The sequence below is a fragment of the Levilactobacillus tujiorum genome (genome assembly GCF_012641185.1).
Classification (GTDB): domain Bacteria; phylum Bacillota; class Bacilli; order Lactobacillales; family Lactobacillaceae; genus Levilactobacillus; species Levilactobacillus tujiorum.
In genome coordinates, this window is record NZ_JAAXLK010000050.1 from 1 (window position 1) to 935 (window position 935).

Sequence of the window (935 nt, forward strand, 5' to 3'; positions counted from 1 at the left end):
ATAACTGGTGAATTCCGTGTGAATTTAGTAGAGTGGAAGGAAAAGAATCATGCATCGTTAGAAGCAACCTGCATCAAGTTTGGTTTCCCGAAGCCTACGTCTGTTTCGAATTGGGAGAAGATCTATCAAACTGCAGGTACGGGCCGATTGTTAATGATGCATAACGGAGGAACCTCTCATGCCACAATCAGATCAAGACAAGATCAAAGCGTTGGAAAAAGAGAATCTATTATTACGGATTCAACTCGATGCCTTAAAAAAACTAAAAGCCTCCAAAAAGCGTCCAAACGGGAGCTCAGCGGAATCATCATCGAACTCAGGTCGAAATACAAACTAGCCGACTTGATCGCAGCCTTGCCCATCAGTATGTCAACGTTTCAGTACTGGCAAACGAAGTTAACTCAAGGTAAGGATAATGATCAAGAATTAGGCGTACTGATTCAACGCATCTTTGATGAACACCACGGTAACTACGGAACGCGACGTGTAGTTGCGCTAGTTAGAAAGTATTATCAGATTAGGCGCCAACCGGCGCCTAATCATAAAAGAATTCAACGAATCATGCATAAACTCGGAATCAAGTGTGAGAAATACTCGAAACTTCAGCGTCGATACGATTCTTCTAAGGGTCCTAAAGGTCGCGTAGCCAAGAATCATCTAAACCGTCGTAATAAGGCTGATCGGTCCTTTCAAAAGATGGTCTGCGACGTAACTGAATTGAAAGCCAAGAATGGTGATAAAGTCTATCTAGAGGTCATTAAGGACCTTTACAGTAATCGAATCCTTGAATGGGAGATCAGTAGGCATCCAACACTAGCCTTCAGTCTAGAGCCGTTGAGACGCTTAGTCGATCGCTTACCAGAGACCAATTACCAGCTGACACTCCATACAGACCAAGGTTGGCAATACGTTCATCGGCAGTGGCGAAGAGTTCT

The 935-nt window shown here is 43.7% G+C and carries 1 protein-coding gene; it reads left to right on the top strand.

Annotated features, from left to right (window positions below; all coding sequences use genetic code 11):
• Positions 1-18 precede the first annotated feature (18 nt).
• A partial coding sequence (locus HF569_RS12155) for an IS3 family transposase (RefSeq protein ID WP_168902619.1) occupies positions 19-935 on the top strand: 917 nt, incomplete at its 3' end.